Annotated in this window: 14 protein-coding genes; 3 read left to right on the top strand and 11 right to left on the bottom strand. The window is 68.5% G+C overall.

Features of this window, described 5'->3' with window-relative positions; genetic code table 11:
- Positions 1-12: 12 nt before the first annotated feature.
- The 3 genes from GXK59_RS05045 to clpS all read right to left on the bottom strand — a co-directional run bounded on the left by GXK59_RS05045 (position 13) and on the right by clpS (position 2,551).
- A complete protein-coding gene (locus GXK59_RS05045) occupies positions 13-1,470 on the bottom strand; it encodes an FAD-dependent monooxygenase (protein ID WP_160664887.1) in 1,458 nt (485 codons plus the stop codon).
- A gap of 147 nt (positions 1,471-1,617) precedes the next feature.
- Positions 1,618-2,178 carry a DUF2017 domain-containing protein gene (locus GXK59_RS05040; RefSeq protein WP_160664885.1) on the bottom strand — a complete coding sequence of 187 codons (561 nt, stop codon included), beginning with the start codon at positions 2,176-2,178 and terminating at the stop codon, positions 1,618-1,620.
- Positions 2,171-2,551: an ATP-dependent Clp protease adapter ClpS gene (clpS, locus tag GXK59_RS05035; RefSeq protein ID WP_160664883.1), complete on the bottom strand. Its 381-nt coding sequence runs from the start codon at positions 2,549-2,551 to the stop codon at positions 2,171-2,173. Before clpS ends, GXK59_RS05040 begins: the two co-directional genes overlap by 8 nt.
- Positions 2,552-2,588: 37 nt before the next feature.
- Here clpS and GXK59_RS05030 point away from each other — a divergent pair, with 37 nt between their 5' ends.
- From GXK59_RS05030 to GXK59_RS05020, 3 genes are all read left to right on the top strand, one after another.
- Positions 2,589-3,917 carry a nicotinate phosphoribosyltransferase gene (locus tag GXK59_RS05030; protein ID WP_237393789.1) on the top strand — a complete coding sequence of 443 codons (1,329 nt, stop codon included), beginning with the start codon at positions 2,589-2,591 and terminating at the stop codon, positions 3,915-3,917.
- Positions 3,917-4,612: an isochorismatase family protein gene (locus GXK59_RS05025; protein ID WP_160664881.1), complete on the top strand. Its 696-nt coding sequence runs from the start codon at positions 3,917-3,919 to the stop codon at positions 4,610-4,612. The genes GXK59_RS05030 and GXK59_RS05025 overlap by 1 nt, the downstream gene beginning before the upstream one ends.
- Before the next feature lie 104 nt (positions 4,613-4,716).
- Positions 4,717-5,064 (top strand): hypothetical protein, encoded by a 348-nt coding sequence (locus GXK59_RS05020; RefSeq protein WP_160664879.1) that lies wholly within the window; start codon positions 4,717-4,719, stop codon positions 5,062-5,064.
- Between the two features lie 114 nt (positions 5,065-5,178).
- Here GXK59_RS05020 and GXK59_RS05015 read toward each other — a convergent pair whose 3' ends face one another.
- The 8 genes from GXK59_RS05015 to GXK59_RS04980 all read right to left on the bottom strand — a co-directional run bounded on the left by GXK59_RS05015 (position 5,179) and on the right by GXK59_RS04980 (position 15,032).
- Positions 5,179-6,975: a DEAD/DEAH box helicase gene (locus GXK59_RS05015; protein WP_160664877.1), complete on the bottom strand. Its 1,797-nt coding sequence runs from the start codon at positions 6,973-6,975 to the stop codon at positions 5,179-5,181.
- Between the two features lie 210 nt (positions 6,976-7,185).
- A complete protein-coding gene (locus tag GXK59_RS05010) occupies positions 7,186-7,494 on the bottom strand; it encodes a DUF3039 domain-containing protein (protein WP_443094306.1) in 309 nt (102 codons plus the stop codon).
- A gap of 101 nt (positions 7,495-7,595) precedes the next feature.
- Positions 7,596-8,378 carry a glucosamine-6-phosphate deaminase gene (gene nagB / locus GXK59_RS05005; protein ID WP_160664875.1) on the bottom strand — a complete coding sequence of 261 codons (783 nt, stop codon included), beginning with the start codon at positions 8,376-8,378 and terminating at the stop codon, positions 7,596-7,598.
- Positions 8,379-8,481: 103 nt separating this feature from the next.
- Positions 8,482-10,053 (bottom strand): transporter, encoded by a 1,572-nt coding sequence (locus GXK59_RS05000; RefSeq protein ID WP_160664873.1) that lies wholly within the window; start codon positions 10,051-10,053, stop codon positions 8,482-8,484.
- The gene (locus GXK59_RS04995) at positions 10,035-10,841 is read right to left on the bottom strand and encodes an ABC transporter ATP-binding protein (protein ID WP_160664871.1); all 807 of its coding nucleotides are present in this window, start codon (positions 10,839-10,841) and stop codon (positions 10,035-10,037) included. Before GXK59_RS04995 ends, GXK59_RS05000 begins: the two co-directional genes overlap by 19 nt.
- 76 nt (positions 10,842-10,917) lie before the next feature.
- Complete coding sequence (locus GXK59_RS04990; protein WP_160664869.1) at positions 10,918-12,018, bottom strand: NADH:flavin oxidoreductase/NADH oxidase; 1,101 nt, start codon at positions 12,016-12,018, stop codon at positions 10,918-10,920.
- Complete coding sequence (locus GXK59_RS04985) at positions 12,018-13,016, bottom strand: tetratricopeptide repeat protein (protein WP_160664867.1); 999 nt, start codon at positions 13,014-13,016, stop codon at positions 12,018-12,020. Before GXK59_RS04985 ends, GXK59_RS04990 begins: the two co-directional genes overlap by 1 nt.
- Positions 13,017-13,157: 141 nt before the next feature.
- Complete coding sequence (locus GXK59_RS04980) at positions 13,158-15,032, bottom strand: hypothetical protein (protein WP_202129058.1); 1,875 nt, start codon at positions 15,030-15,032, stop codon at positions 13,158-13,160.
- Positions 15,033-15,070: the final 38 nt, after the last annotated feature.

The following is a 15,070-nucleotide window of genomic DNA, read 5'->3' as shown; positions in this document are numbered from 1 at the left end:
ACCGCTGCGGTTCTACTGCCCCGCTGGCCCGAACCAGCGGGCCAGCGCGTCTTCCAGCCCCGAGGGGGTCCCGGCTCCCGTCCACGCCACATGCCCGTCGGGCCGGATCAACACGGCCCCGGGAGCGCTGACCGAACCGATCACCGGGAGCTCCCACGCGCCGTCGTACCTGGCGTCCAGCAACTGCACCCGATCCGCCCACGGACCCGGGTCGACGCTGCCCGGCGCGCCGAGGTTGAGCAGCACCGGACGCGCATCGTGCAGCAGGGTGAACACCCGGTGCAGGCCGCCGGCGGCGACGACGTCGAGATCGGGCATGCGGCGCCCGAGCAGCGGGTGCCCCTCACCGAGGTCGTAGCGGACGTCCAAGCCGGAAATGAGGCCGCCCAGCCGCTTCCTGGCCTCGTCGATCGTCAGCAGGCCGGCCACCGTGTCGGCCAACTCGCCGATGCGCGGGTCGGCCCTCTGCGTGACCGACTGAGCCATCGTGTATTGCAGCGCCCGCGCCGCGGCAGGGTGCCTTTCGGCATGATAAGTGTCCAAGAGGCTGGCCGGCGCAGTCCCCTTGACCACCTGGGCGAGCTTCCAGCCGAGGTTCACGGCGTCCTGGATGCCGAGGCCAATCCCCTGCCCGCCCGAAGGAGAATGAATGTGCGCGGCGTCCCCCGCCAGCAGCACACGGCCGCTGCGGTACTCCGCGGCCTGCCGCGTGGCGTCGGTGAACCGCGAGATCCAGGTCGGGGCGCGGACCCCGAAGTCGGTGTCATAGACGTCGGTCAGCGCCTTGCTGAGGTCAGCTAGTGTGGGCTCGGCAGCCGGCCCGAGTCGCTTCTCGGTCACGACCACCCGCGTCGTTCGCCCGTCCTCCATCAGGTGCAACCCGTGGATCCCCACCTCATCGATGCGGGCACCCGCCGGCGGCTCCTCTGTCACCTCCACTTCGGCGATCAGGCTGCTCCTGGTCGCGTCCCAGCCGGGGAACCCGATGCCGGCTGCCTTGCGGACGGCACTTCGCCCACCGTCGGCGCCCACCAGATAGAGGGCGCGCAGCGGTCCGCCGCCGGCCAGATGCACGTCGACTCCGCCGTCGTCCTGGCCGAGGCCTGCCACCGCGAGCCCCCGATGGACCGGCACACCCAGCTCCTCGATCCAGCCGGCCAGGATCCGCTCAATATGGTTCTGCCACAGTGCAAGCGTGTAGGGGTGCCGGGTCGGAAAGTCGCTCACGTCCAGCATCGTTGTCCCGAAAAACGCCGCCTGAACGGGCTTGCCTTCGGCGAGGAACCGGTTGGCAATCCCGCGCTGGTCGAGGATCTCGATCGCCCGCGGGTGGAACCCGCCCGCACGCGAGCCGACCAGCTCCGGCGTCCGGCGGCGCTCCACAATCGCCACATCCACCCCCGCCAGCGCGAGCTCGCCGGCCAGCATCATCCCAGTGGGACCGCCTCCGGCAACGATCACATCAACCATTTACCGCACCGCCTCATCGATCCTTCTCCGGGCACCCCGTCCGGGCACGTCCGGGCCAGTTTGCGGCATGAGAGGGGTCTTGCCGCAAGCCCCCCGGCGCGCGATAAATTGGAGGTAGTAGGGGCAGGGAGGTCTGACGCTCCCGCTCTACGTCTCCAGCGACTGCAGCATCGCCTGGACCAGCGATTCCTGCAGCCAGGTGGTGAAGTTGTAGACCAGTGCCAGGTAGCTTTCGACGTCCTCGGCCTGGGACCAGTCCTGCATAAGGTGCACGTGCCCGGCGTCCTCGTCGTCCCGGATGTCGAGGCGTTCGGCCAGCACCAGCCGGACATCGTTGAGCGCCGTGGACCAGTGCCGTGCGTCGGCGGGGCTCAGGACCAGTTCGTCCTTGTCCAGCCCCAGGGACGCGGCCTTCAACGCACCGATCTTGCTCTCGCGCAGCGACCGCTCGGTGTAACGGCGGAACTCCAGAGAGGCGGCGTCATCGGACTTCGAAACGTTCGGGAGCAGCCGGCGCAGGGCGCGGTCCGAGGGCTCGCGGGCCTCGGTGTCGAGTCCGACGAGCGCGGCCAGGGGGTCCTGGTTGGCGCGTTCCTCCGGCTCCAGCATGGACACGACGTCGTCGAAAAGGCTGCGCAGCAGTTCCCGTTCGGCCGGTTCCAGGTAGCCGGTGATGCCCTTGACGCCGTATTTGAATGCCTTAGCCACGTTTTCCTTTGCCCTTGCCTGATCCTCCGCCTGATCCGGCGCCGCCGGAACCGCCGGTGGCCTTTTCCACGGTGGCCCAGAGACCGTAGCCGTGCATCGCGACCGCGTGCTGCTCCACCTGCTCCTTGCTGCCGTGCGCCACGATGGAGCGGCCCTTCTTGTGGACTTCGAGCATGAGCTTGTTCGCTTTGGCCTCGGAATAGCCGAAGTAGCTGCGGAACACGTAGCTCACATAGCTCATCAGGTTCACGGGATCGTTCCAGATCACGAGGTTCCAGGGGATGTCAGGGGCGGTCAGGACATCGGTCGACGTCACTGTTCCGGTCTGGGTGCTCTCCTGGGTGTCAGGGCCGAGCGCAACGCTGAGGGTCATCTGTCCATTCTATGGGGATGCGCACTAGAGTGAATTTGTGAGTTCATCAGCTGGCTGGGACCGTCCCCGCACGTCCCTGTACACCGACCATTACGAGCTGACCATGCTGCAGGCCGCGCTGCATTCCGGCGCCGCCCACCGCAAGTCAGTGTTCGAGGCCTTCGCGCGGCGCCTGCCGGACGGGCGCCGCTACGGCATTGTCGGCGGCACCGGCCGGTTGCTGGAAGGCATTGCCGACTTCCGCTTCGGCGACGCCGAGATCGACTTCCTCCGCCGCACCAAGGTGGTCAACGAGGAGACCCTGGACTACCTGGCCGGGTTCTCCTTCTCCGGTGATGTCTGGGGCTACGCCGAGGGTGAAGCCTACTTCCCCAACTCCCCGATCCTCATCGTCGAATCCACCTTCGCCGAGGCCTGCATCCTCGAGACCTACATCCTCTCGATCCTCAACCATGACAGCGCGATCGCCTCAGCGGCCTCCCGAATGATCACCGCGGCCGGCAGCCGCCCCTGCGTGGAGATGGGCTCGCGCCGCACCCAGGAGGAATCCGCCGTCTCCGCTTCCCGCGCCGCCATCATCGCCGGTTTCGACAGCACCTCGAACCTGGAGGCAGGCCTGCGCTACGGGCTCAAGACCGTGGGCACCGCCGCGCATTCCTTCACCCTCCTGCATGACACCGAGCGCGAGGCCTTCGAGGCGCAGATCGCCTCGATGGGCGCCGGCACCGCACTGCTTGTGGACACCTACGACGTCGAGTCAGCGGTGCGCACCGCCGTCGAACTGGCCGGCGACAAACTCGGTGCGGTGCGGCTGGACTCCGGCGACCTCGTGGCGCAGGCGCAATGGGTGCGTCAGCTCCTGGACGGTCTGGGCAACGAGCGCACCCGCATCATCGTCACCTCCGACCTGGACGAGTTCGCCATCGCCGCCCTGCAGTCCGCCCCGGTGGACTCCTACGGTGTCGGCACATCCCTCGTGACCGGTTCCGGCGCCCCGACGGCCAGCATGGTCTACAAGCTGGTCAGCCGCACGGACGACGCCGGAGACTTCGTCCCTGTCGCAAAGGCCGCCAAGAACAAGACCAGCAAGGGAGGCCGCAAGTACGCCCTGCGCAGGCTCAACGAGCGCGGCACGGCCACCCAGGAGATCATCGGGGTCGGCCACCGCCCGGACGACGACGGCAATGACCGTCCCCTGCTGCAGCAGTTCATCAAAAACGGCGAGCTCCTGCCCGGCTGGACCGGCGCGGAGGGTGTGCTCCGTGCACGCCAGCGCCACGCGGACACCATGAAGGAACTTCCCGCCGTCGTCAACCGGCTGCAGCGCGGCGAAGCGGCCATCCCCACCATCTACGAGGAGAACTGATGTCCCGCGCCCTGATCATCGTCGACGTCCAGAACGATTTCTGCGAAGGGGGCTCCCTGGCCGTCAAAGGCGGGGCGGAACTTGCCGGCGCGATCAGCGAGTACGTTGACGCCCACCACGGACAGTTTGACCACGTCGTGGCGACCCAGGACTGGCATGTCGATCCAGGCGCGCATTTCTCGGACGCCCCGGACTACGTCGACAGCTGGCCCAGGCACTGCGTGGCCGGAACCCGCGGGGCCGAACTCCATCCGGACCTCGACACGGAATACATCCAGGCCTACTTCCGCAAGGGCCAGTTCACCGCCGCCTACTCGGGCTTTGAGGGGCTGCTGGCACCGGACGACGCCGTGCCCACCGGTGACCGCAAGCCCGGAGCCATGCCCGTGTCCGGAAGTGCTCCCGGCAGCAGCGGCAGAAGCGGCAGCGCCGACGGTACTGTCGAAGACCTCGACGGCGGTGACTTCGCCACGGGCGAGGACGCGATCGGGCTTGACGACTGGCTGCAGAGCCATGACGTCGAGGACGTCGTGGTGGTCGGAATCGCCACCGACCACTGCGTGAAGGCGACCGCCCTGGACGGGGTCCAGGCTGGGTACTCCGTGACGGTGCTGCGGGATCTGACCGTGGGGGTTGCCGAGGATCTTAACGACGCCATCGCCGAGATGGAACTCGGCGGGGTCGACATCGCCTGAGCCGGCTGCGTGGTCCCTGCCCGCTGACGGGAAAACCGCGCCCTCGAAGTAGACTCGAAATCCTTGCCACTATCGTCTGAACCGTAAGAACCCCGGAGTACATCATGAAGAAGACCCTCACCGTCCTGATCGCTGCCGGGGCCCTGCTCGGCGCCGCCGGCTGCTCGGCCCCGCAAGACACCACCCAGGAATCCTGCGCGCGGGTCCAGACCGTCGGCGCGGGACCGACCTCCAACGCGGACAAGGCAGGGATGATTCGCCTCGCCAACAGGCTCCGTCCCATCGAGGCCACCGCGTCCGCGGAAATGAAGGCTCCCCTGAACTCCATCCTCGAATTCCTGGACGAGTCGGCCAAGGAAACCCCGGACTCCGCAAAGCTCCAGGAAATGCAGGGTGCGTACACCTCGGCAGGCCAGACCCTCAGCCAGCTCTGCACCGGCGGCGCCCAGTAACAGCCAGCCGGCGGCTGCAAAAAGCCTCAAAAAGCTGAGAAAAGCTGCAAACAGCTGCAAAAAAGGGACCGGGTGACCCCGGTCCTTTTTTGTGCGCGCGTTTTCAGGCCCGTGCTATTTGCGGCCGATGAACCAGTCCTGGAGTTTCCGCAACCGGGTCTGCAGCTGCTCCTCGTTGGCCTGGGCCACAGCCGGACCGCCGCAGACCGTCCTGAGCTTGGTATGGATGACGCCGTGCGGCGTGCCCGTGCGCGCGGACCAGGCCGCGACATTCTTGGCCAGTTCGGTGCGCAGGTCCATCAGCATGCGGTGGTCCGGCAGAGCCGGTGCGGCAGAAGTAGGTACCGCAGCGGCCGCACCCTGCGGGGCGCGCGCGTTCTTGCGGCTAAGCTGCTCGTGCTGGCGCTGGCGCAGCAGCGTACCGACCTGGTCGGCGTCGAGCAGGCCGGGAATCCCGAGGAAGTCGAGCTCGTCCTCCGAGCCCACCTCGCCGCCTGTGCCGAACTCGCCGCCGTCGAACAGCACGCGGTCAAACGAGGCCTGCGAATCGAGGGCCTCAAACTTGCCCTTCGTCAGCGAATCAGAGGCTTTTTCCTCGCGGTTCGCCTCATCCATCAGCGAGTCTTCGGGGTTGAAGAGGCCGTCGCCGTCCCCCTTCTCCGGGCGGTCCAGGGCGTGGTCCCGCTCGGCCTCCATGGAGTTCGCCAGCGCCATCAGCTGCGGCACGGAGGGCAGGAAGACCGACGCCGTCTCGCCGCGTTTCCGGGCGCGCACGAAGCGCCCGACGGCCTGGGCGAAGAACAGGGGCGTGGCAGTCGAGGTGGCGTACACGCCGACCGAAAGCCGCGGGACGTCCACGCCTTCGGAGACCATCCGCACCGCCACCATCCAGCGTTTCTCGCTGGCGGTGAACTCCTCGATCTTGCTGGAGGCCTTGGTGTCGTCGGAGAGAATGACCGTGGGCGACTCGCCCGTGATCCTCTTCAGCTGCCCGGCATAGGCGCGCGCGTCCTCATGGTCGGTCGCGATGACCAGCCCGCCGGCGTCGGGAACGGTCCGGCGCACCTCGCTGAGGCGCTTGTCCGCACCGGCCAGGACCGCCGGGATCCATTCCCCCGCGGGGTTCAACGCGGTCCGCCAGGCCTGGGAGGTGACGTCCTTGGTGACTGCCGATTCGCCGAGGGAGGCCGCCATCTCCTCGCCAGCGCTCGTGCGCCAGCGCATCTGGCCGGAATAGGCCATGAACATCACCGGCCGGACCACATGGTCCCTCAGCGCCTTGCCGTAGCCGTAGGTATAGTCCGCTTTGGAACGCCGGATGCCGTCGCGGTCCTCGGCGTACTCCACGAAGGGAATCGGCGAGGTGTCCGAACGGAACGGCGTACCCGTAAGGGAGAGCCGGCGTGCCGCAGGCTCGAAGGCTTCGCGGAGCCCGTCGCCCCAGGACAGCGCCTCCCCGCCGTGGTGGATCTCGTCGAGGATCACCAGCGTGCGTGCGGCCTCGGTCTTGGCCCGGTGCAGCATCGGCTTGCTCGCCACCTGGGCGTAGGTGACCGCGACGCCGATGAACCCGCGGCCGTGCTGGCCGTCGGCGTTCTTGAAGTTCGGGTCGATGGCGATGCCCACCCTGGCGGCGGCGTCGGCCCACTGCCGTTTCAGGTGGTCTGTGGGCGCCACGATGGTGACGCGGTTGACGACGTTGGCCTCGATCAGCATCGACGCCACCCGCAGTGCGAAGGTGGTCTTGCCGGCCCCGGGCGTTGCCACCGCAAGGAAGTCCTTGGGATGGGTGGCGAAGTAGCTGTCGAGGGCCTCTTGCTGCCAGGCACGGAGCTTCGGCGCGGTGCCCCAGGCCGCCCGCTCGGGATACGCGGGTGGCAGCACGGGTCCGCCAAAGAGTGTCTCTGTCACTTAGGTGCCCTCCATTCCGCGCACTGCTGCCGCTGCCGGAGAAACCCAATTAAGCACAAAAACACCAATCTTTTCGGATGAACCGTAAGCAATCACCGGTCTGCATGGACCGGGCATCATTCCCCGGGAGGACAGGGCGCCCCGGCGCACGGCGGCGCGCCGGGGCGCGGGACACGCGCACTTGCTGCGCCCCCGCAGTGCGTAGCCGCGCTACTTGTCGCCGGAACCCTTGCCGCCGTCGCCGCCAGGACGGAGGCCTTCGTAGACCTCTTTGCATTCGGGGCAGACGGGGAACTTCTTCGGATCGCGGCCCGGTGTCCAGACCTTGCCGCACAGCGCGATGACGGGTTCGCCGGAGAGCGCGGATTCCATGATCTTTTCCTTGCGCACATAGTGCGAGAAGCGTTCCCGGTCACCGGGTTCCACTTCCTGGCGCAGTTCCTCGCGCTCGATCGTGGCCGTCGATGTCCCGGCTCCGGAGAGCTCGCGCATCGGGTCGTTTTCGAGAGGATCGGTCATGCTGTTCATGAGACCCATCTTAGCCGCTGGATCAGCCACTACTGCGACGGGACGGGGACGGGACGGCGGCGGCATGGGGCCGGGACGGCGGGAACGGGCCGCTACAGGCCCTGCCACGACGGCTTGTTCTCATAGCTGTGGCGGTAGTAGTCGGCAAGCCGCAGTGACGACGCCGCCGCCTCGTCGACCAGGATCGTGGCGTGCGGATGCAGCTGCAGGACGGACGCCGCACAGATGGCTGCGACAGGCCCTTCCACGAGGTCGCGGACCGCCTGGGCCTTCTGCGCGCCGGTGGCAATGAGAATCACATGACGGGCCTCCAGGATGGTGCCGAGTCCCTGGGTGACGACGTGGTGTGGAACCTGGGACAGGCTCCCGAAGAACCGCGCATTGTCCCGGCGTGTCTGCTCGATCAGGGTTTTGATCCGGGTCCGCGACGCCAGGGATGAACCTGGCTCGTTGAACGCAATATGGCCGTCCGTGCCGACGCCGAGCAGCTGCAGGTCCACTCCCCCGGCCGCCCGCATGGCGTCCTCGAAGGCCCGGCAGGCGGCGGGGATGTCCGCCGCCGCGCCGTCAGGGCCGTGGACATTCGAAGGGGCGATGTTCACCCGCTCGGTGAATTCACGCCTGATCACCTCACGGTAGGACTGCGGATGGCCGGGCGTCAGCCCCACGTACTCGTCGAGGGCGAAGGCGTGCACCTGGCTGAAGTCCAGGCCGTCCCGTTCGTGCCGCAGGGCGAGTTCGTCGTAGACGGGCAGCGGTGAGGAACCGGTTGCCAGGCCCAGCACGGCGTCGGGCTTGCGCCGGAGCAGCGCCTCGATCGCGTCCGCCGCGAGGGCCGCGATCGGCTTGCTGCCGGACAGAATGACGACTTCCATGGCCTGCCTTTGCGGTTGCCTGTGCGGGTGCCTTGATTTTGCCGCACCCGCTGTCGGTTGTGCCTAGTCGCAGGGTATCGCAGTCCCGGCCGCGGCGCCCGCGTCAGCGGTTGACGGCCAGCTGTGCCAACAGTTCCGGACCCCGGGCGTCGAGCCATTTCCCACCCAGCCGGACCCCTGCGGCGAACAGAGCCAGCCCCAGGACCGGGCCCAGGAGCAGGTTGATCCAGCCGAAGATGGACGAGCCGGTGACGGATTGTGCCACCATAAGGGCCGCTTCGGGGAGCATAAGCAGGAGGAGCACCCCCATGCCACCGAACTGCACCGCCATCGTCTGCGCGACATTGCCCGGCGGCTTCTTGAACGGGCTGTCTCCGGGGAGCGGCACCGCGACGGTGTAGCGCGCCGACACCACGGAGGAGAGCCCCATCCCGCTGAACAGGACACCGAGTGAGAGTCCGAGCACGCCGGGCAGGAGCGTCCAGTCCGCTCCGAACAGGAACGGCAGTACGCTGAGTGCCAGCACCAGCGGCAGGGCGAAGACCATGCACGCCACGGCACGGCCGAGCCGGTCGTGGACCCCCCGCACTCCCGTCGAGAGGTGAAGTGCGAAGGCGGTGTTGTCATAGGAGACATCGGTTGAGATCGACCAGGCGAGCAGGAACGCGGTCAGCGGGCCGACAAAGAGGAGCACTCCGTAGGAGCCCGTCTGGGTGGCCTGGAACAGCATCAGCACCGGAAGCAGCGGGACGACGACGAGGGCGCCGGCATACCGCGGGTCCCGGAGCCAGTAGCTCAGTGACCGCGCAGCCACCGCACCGGTGGGGGTTGCCGGAAACAGCGCGAAGAAGCCGAGTCCTCCGGCGCGTTTTTTGGAGGTGCCGGCGTACGGCGGCGTCACGAGCGCACGCTGCAGCAGGAGCTTCCAGCACAGCGCGAGCCCGGCGAGCGTGGCAAGCGCGATCAGGAACTTGAGCGCGGCGGCGCCGTAGCTCCCCGCAGCCAGTTCGCCGCCGAGGGACCACGCTGCCCCGGCCGGGGTCCACGACAGCGTTCCGGCAAGTCCGGTCAGGAAGTTCCCGGAGCCCGCAATCCCCTCAGCGACACTGGCCACGATCGGGCCCATCAGCACGAGCGGAATCAGGAAGACTACCGCGCTGGCATCCTTGAAACGGCGGGAACTCGCCAGGCCCGCCGTGGCGGTGGTGACCACTTTTGACAGCACGATGCAGCTCAGCACACCGAGGACCGCGCCGATGAGGGCACCTGCCACGCCGGGGACGCTCCGGGACCACGTCCCGACCGTGCCAAGGGCCACCAGCGCGGTCGCCGTGCCCGGGATGCCGATCAGCCCGCCGAGGGCCAGCCCGGCCAACAGCTGCGGCATCGGCACGGCGAAGGTGGTGAACCGTGTCGGGTCGAGGGTCATGTCGGCGGCTGAGGCTGCGACCGGGATGACGGCCCACCCCAGCAGCGCCGCGGCACCGCCCAGCACCACAACGGTTTGTGCCAGGCCGGCGTCCGCCCCGCGGAGGAGCAGCAGTCCCGTGATGCCAAGCGCCACGAGTCCGAGCGCATAGAGGGTGCCGATGCCAAGGCCCACCAGCTGCCAGGGGCTGCGCCGGACGCTGTTGCGCAGCAGGGTCAGCTTGAGCCTTAGAAGGTGCGCAACCATTCCAGCCCCTCCGTGTGGTTGCGGCCGCCGACCAGCTGGACGAAGCGGTCTTCGAGGGACTCGCCCGCGCGGACCGCGTCCACCGTCCCGGCCGCGAGGACACGACCGGCGGCGACTACGGCGACGTGGTCGCACATCCGCTGGACCAGGTCCATCACGTGGCTGGAGACAATGACGGTGCCGCCGGACGCCACGTACCGGTCCAGGATGTCGCGGATGTTGGCAGCGGAGACGGGGTCCACGGACTCAAACGGCTCATCGAGGACCAGCAGGCGGGGTGCGTGGATCAGCGCGGAAGCGAGGGCTATCTTCTTGGTCATGCCGGCGGAGTAGTCCACCACGAGCGTTCCGGCGTCGGGGGTCAGGTCCAGGGCGGCGAGCAGTTCCCTGACGCGTTCGGCCACGACGTCCTTCTCCATACCGCGCAGCAGCCCGGCGTAGCTGACCAGCTGCTCGCCGGTCAGCCGGTCAAAGAGCCGGACACCGTCCGGGAGGATGCCCATCAGCTTCTTGGCCTCCAGCGGGTGCTTCCAGACATCCACTCCGTGCACCAGCGCGGTGCCGAACTCGGGCCGCAGCAGTCCGGTGGCCATCGAGAGGGTGGTGGTCTTGCCGGCGCCATTGGGTCCGACGATCCCGTAGAAGGAACCGGCCGGGACGTCCAGGCTGATACCGTCGACGGCGATCTTGTCGCCGAAGCGCTTGGCGAGACCGCGCAGCGACAGCGCGGGAACAGGCGCCCCCGGCTGGCTTTCAGGGGCATGCGGGTGCGGTTGCTGAAAAGTCATGTCGTTAGACTAACCGCCCCGGTGCGCGGAAGGGATCGTCCGCAAGGCGTAACCTCCGCAGGCAGGGAACCTCCCGTCAGAAGGAGTGGCGTGGAATGGCCCGTTCGTACTGCGGCGGCCACGCCAGATCCTCGCCAAGTTCGAACGCTGCCCGCAGCCACCAGTGCGGATCGCGCAGGGCGGCACGGGCGATGAAGACACCGTCAGCCTGGCCGGTCGCAACAGCGTGCTCGGCCTGGCCGGCGGAGGTCAGCAGTCCCACGGTGCCGGTCCTGACCCCGGTTTCCCGGCGGATCCGAGCGGCAAAGCCGGTCTGGTAGCCCGGTCCCACCGGGATCTGCTGGTAGTCGACGGCGCCGCCGCTGGAAACGTCCACGAGGTCCACGCCGCGTTCCGAGGCTGCCCTGGCCATCCGAACCGACGCTTCGACGTCGATGCCGCCTTCGGCCCAGTCAGAGGCGGAGATCCGGAGCAGCAGCGGCATGGAGTCTGGAATGACGTTTCGCACGGCGTCGACCACGGCGAGGGTCAGCCGGTTCCGCCCGGCCTCGTCGCCGCCCCAGCCGTCGGTGCGGTCGTTGACCAGCGGGCTCTGGAACTGGTGCAGGAGGTAGCCGTGGGCGCCATGGATCTCGATCGTGTCGAAGCCGGCTCCGACGGCCCGGACAGCAGCATCGGCGAAATCGGCGATCACGCCGTCGATCTCCTGCTCCGTCATTGCCGAGGGGGCCTCGTAGCCGTCAAAGGCTCCGGTGCCGGGACCAACGGTGGGCCAGCCGCCGTCGCGGGCAGCCACGGTGCCCTTCTTGCCGGAGAACGGCCAGTAGGAGGATGCCTTCCGGCCGGCGTGCGCGAGCTGGGTGCCGATCTTGGTGTCGGCGGTGCCGTGCCGGTGCACGAAGGAGGCGATCCGTTCCCACGCTGCCGCCTGGTCGTCGTTGTAGAGTCCGGCGTCGCGGGGGCTGATCCGTCCGGCGGCGTTCACGGCGGCCGCCTCGGTGAGGATCAGGGCCGCCCCGCCGGTGGCGAAGGAGCCCAGATGCATCAGGTGCCAGTCGTTGGGGACGCCTTCCCCGGTTTCCGGTTCGCAGCTGTACTGGCACATGGGCGACACCCAGCCGCGGTGCCGCAGGTGCAGGGAGCGCAGTTCCAGCGGCGTGAAGAGGGCGGACCCCATCAGAAGAGCACCCGCGCGAGGTTCTGCCGCGCTTTTGCGACGCGGTCATCGCCGGTGCCCACGACGTCGAACAGTTCCAGCAGCCTGACCCGTGCCGTTTCCCGCTCCGGGCCGAAGTTCCTGCCGATGAACGCGACGATCCGTCCGAGACCGTCCTCGACGTGTCCGCCGGCGACGTCCACGTCGGCCACGCCGAGCTGGGCCGCAAGGTTGTCCGGCTCGGTGGCGGCTTTCTGGCGCAGCGCTTCGGTGTCCGCGGCGGAGAGCGGCTGGAGCCGGTCCATCAGTTCCACCTGCGCGAGCCCGGCCTTGGCTTCGGCGTCAGCGGGCATCTCCAGGAGGGCCTGTCGGTAGGCGTCCGCGGCGGCGGCGTAGTCTCCGGCCTCGATCGCGTCATACGCCTTCTGGTGCAGGGGCGGCAGCGGCGGGGCCTCGGGCTCGGCGGCGCCGGGTCCGCCCGCGCCGATCCGACCGGTCACGCCATTGGCGGCGGCGACCTTGAGAAGTTCGTCCAGCAGGCTGCGGACCTGCGGTTCCTCGGCACCGCCCTGGAAGAGGGGCACCGGCTGGCCCTTGACGAGCGCCACCGCGGTGGGCACGGCCTGGACCTGGAACGCCTGGGCCAGCTGTGGGAACACTTCAACGTCCGCGGCACCGAGAACCAGTTGGCCCGCATAACTGTCAACGATCCGCTCGAGCACGTCCACCAGTTCGGCGGAGCCGGGCGAATAGGCCGCCCAGAGCGCAACGACGACCGGGACCTGGGCCGACAGTTCCACGAGTTCCTGGAAATTGGCTTCGGTGATGTCCACGCGAAGCGGACGGCCGGCCCGCTCTGCATCGCCGTTGCCCGCGGCAGGCGCCCCGGGCACAACGGGTGCGCCGGCGGCGGCAGGCGGCGCGGGACGCTGTTTCAAGGAGGACAGATCGACGGCGCCCCGCAGGTTGAGCGGGTTGGCGGCAGCTGGCGGGACCGGGCGGGAAGCTGGCGAAGTCATGGTTCCACTCTAGCCACATCAGCCCGGGCCGGTGCCACTTGAAGGGGCCGTGCGACGGAAAAGACCCGGCCTTGCGGCCAGGTCTCTCCTGTCGGTACTGATTCTCTGCCCCGTCTCTGTCGGTACTCCGTGCGGCCGGGCCTATTTGAAGCTGGCTCCCACGAGGCCGCGGGTGGCGGCCACGAGTTTCATCGGGTCCTGGGACCCTGCCGGCGGGATGTAGACGGCCACGGACTCGGCGAAGTTCAGCACCATGCCGGTGCTGGTCTCCTTGCCGCCGGCGAGGGCGGCTGCGTCATCGCCGATCGTCAGCTTGTCGCCGGACGCCTTCGGAGCGCCATCGAAGCCGAAGTTCAGGCGGCCCAGTGCCAGCGCCCCGCCGTCGGCGGTCCGGAACACCACAACGCTTTCCGGGACCAGCTTGTGGGTGAAGGAGAAGGTGCCGTTGACGCCGGAGTTCACCACATCGGCCTGGTAGGCCAGCGTGTCCGCAATGTACGGGGAGGATGCGCCCTCGGCGAGCTTGTCCTTGAACGCGGAATCGGCGGAGTTCAGCCGGTCGCCCAGCCCGCCCAGCGCCTCCTCGCCGCTGTAGAGCAGCCCCGACTTGTCAGCGGGTGCCAGCGTCTCGGTGCCGCCCCGCGCGATCCCCGGGAAGGTGGTTCCCGGCTGGAGCGGCGTGGTGAGGACCAGCTTGTAATTCTCCCGCGGGGAGGCCTGGGTCAGGGTGAGCAGCTGCGGAACGACGTTCCCCTCGCCCTGGGTGACGGCCATGACGGTGCGCGGCCAGCTGCGCTTGTTGGTGACCACCGTGGTGAGGAGTTTGGTGGCACGGACAGGCATCCGGGCCTCGTACGAGCCGACCTGGGAACGGATCTTGTAGTTCTGCGTGCGGACCTCGAGCTCGGGCCCTGCCACGCGCGGCTCCAGCTTGCTGGCGTCCTTGGCGGCGTCGCCGGCGTCGACCGCGCTGGCAACCTGCTCGAGGATGCGGCGGAACTGGGCGTCCACCAGGACCGGAGAATCCGGAGCCTGCGCCGCGGCGGCAGAGGATGTGCCCGGCGACGGGGCCGGCGTCTGGCTGGCCTGGGCCGCGACGCCGCTGCCGGCGACGGCCGTGGCGGTCAGCACGGCCACGACCACGCCGGAGCGCCGGAGCCGCTGCGTCACGGTCGCCGGCGTGGCGGTGAGCTGCCCGGGGATGCCCTTCGGGTCAGCGGCCTTGGGGTCAGCAGCCTTCGAATCTGTGCCCTTCGGGTCAACCGTGGGCGAACCAACCACAGGAACCGCTTCCGTGGATTCGGTGGATTTCCGGGCTTCGCTGCGTGCCGCGGCCTTGGCCTGCGCACGGCGGGCGAACATGCTTCCGCCACTGCCGGAACCGCCGCTGCCCGAACCGCCGCGGGTGGCCGCTTTGGGCTTGAGCACCAGAAGCGCGGCGCCGGCCAGGATCATCAGGCCGCCGAGAACCATCAAGGGAATGGCCCACGGAGTGGACGTGTCGTTCGGGAAGGTCATGGTGATCGAGCTCGGGGCGGGCTTGGTGCCGTCCGTCGCAAGCAGCAGAGACCAGTCGCCGTCCGCCGGCGGGGTCCAGTTGTACTTCAGCTCGCCGCTGGCGTTCTCCGTACTTACCCACAGGTCCGAGCCGGCCGGCGAGGGCGCGGTGGCTTCCCCGTCAGCATGCGTCAACTGCAGGGCCTTGCCGTCCCCGGAGACACCGGAGACGGTGTTGTGCGCGGTATTGCCGACCCAGGCCTCGACGTCGTCCGGTCGGCCGGCGGCCAGCATGAAGCTGCCTTCGCCCTTGACGTTGATCGTCACCGTGCCGTTGTGCAGCGTGCGGAGCTTCGCGTCAAAAACGGTCAGCGGCGCGGCAGTGCCGGCAGGTGCGGTGGCGGTCACGGTCTCGGCCGGAGCCCAGAATGTCCTCTGGCCGATGCCGGCCAGCAGTGTCAGGAGGCCCAGCAGCACTAATGCAACTGCAGTCTTGAAACGCAAAATATTACCTATCATCAGCGGACACTTAGCTTCAATAGTAACCGTTTTGTTAC

The organism is Pseudarthrobacter sp. ATCC 49987 (genome assembly GCF_009928425.1).
Lineage (GTDB): Bacteria > Actinomycetota > Actinomycetes > Actinomycetales > Micrococcaceae > Arthrobacter.
The sequence above is the reverse complement of the archived record's forward strand: the minus strand, read 5'-3'. Positions and strand labels throughout refer to the sequence as shown.

Coding starts and splice junctions, on each gene's coding strand:
- GXK59_RS04985 (WP_160664867.1), bottom strand. CDS start 13,016: ATGACTTCGCCAGCTTCCCGCCCGGTCCCGCCAGCTGCCGCCAACCCG.
- GXK59_RS04990 (WP_160664869.1), bottom strand. CDS start 12,018: ATGGGGTCCGCCCTCTTCACGCCGCTGGAACTGCGCTCCCTGCACCTG.
- GXK59_RS05045 (WP_160664887.1), bottom strand. CDS start 1,470: ATGGTTGATGTGATCGTTGCCGGAGGCGGTCCCACTGGGATGATGCTG.
- GXK59_RS04980 (WP_202129058.1), bottom strand. CDS start 15,032: ATGATAGGTAATATTTTGCGTTTCAAGACTGCAGTTGCATTAGTGCTG.
- GXK59_RS05000 (WP_160664873.1), bottom strand. CDS start 10,053: ATGGTTGCGCACCTTCTAAGGCTCAAGCTGACCCTGCTGCGCAACAGC.
- clpS (WP_160664883.1), bottom strand. CDS start 2,551: ATGACCCTCAGCGTTGCGCTCGGCCCTGACACCCAGGAGAGCACCCAG.
- GXK59_RS04995 (WP_160664871.1), bottom strand. CDS start 10,841: ATGACTTTTCAGCAACCGCACCCGCATGCCCCTGAAAGCCAGCCGGGG.
- nagB (WP_160664875.1), bottom strand. CDS start 8,378: ATGGAAGTCGTCATTCTGTCCGGCAGCAAGCCGATCGCGGCCCTCGCG.
- GXK59_RS05020 (WP_160664879.1), top strand. CDS start 4,717: ATGAAGAAGACCCTCACCGTCCTGATCGCTGCCGGGGCCCTGCTCGGC.
- GXK59_RS05010 (WP_443094306.1), bottom strand. CDS start 7,494: ATGACCGATCCTCTCGAAAACGACCCGATGCGCGAGCTCTCCGGAGCC.
- GXK59_RS05025 (WP_160664881.1), top strand. CDS start 3,917: ATGTCCCGCGCCCTGATCATCGTCGACGTCCAGAACGATTTCTGCGAA.